At 40.5% G+C, this 402-nt stretch carries 1 pseudogene; it reads left to right on the forward strand.

What is annotated here, in order from left to right:
• Positions 1–402: pseudogene (locus tag J7R05_RS08670) on the forward strand (leucine--tRNA ligase); the annotation flags it as partial.

Below are 402 nucleotides of genomic sequence, written 5' to 3' on the forward strand. Positions count from 1 at the left end.
AAACGTGAAACTGATACCATGGATACATTTGTTGACTCTTCTTGGTATTATGCCCGCTTTACTGCGCCTTTTGTACAAGAACCTGTCGACAAGCAAGCGATAGCCGAATGGTTGCCTGTGCAACAATATATTGGTGGAATTGAACATGCGATTCTCCCTCTTCTTTATGCACGCTTTTTTATGCGTGCTATGAAATTGATTGGGCATATGAGCGTGGATGAGCCTTTTAAAGGGCTTTTTACCCAAGGGATGGTTGTTCATGAAACCTATCGTGATGACCAAGGGTGGGTTTCACCAGAAGAAATTTCTATTGTTGAAAAGGATGGAAAACGTCAGGCTTATAAATTGACCGATCAAAGTGAGGTGACGATTGGTTTGATTGAAAAAATGTCAAAATCAAAA

The organism is Bartonella capreoli (assembly GCF_902813205.1).
GTDB lineage: Bacteria > Pseudomonadota > Alphaproteobacteria > Rhizobiales > Rhizobiaceae > Bartonella > Bartonella schoenbuchensis.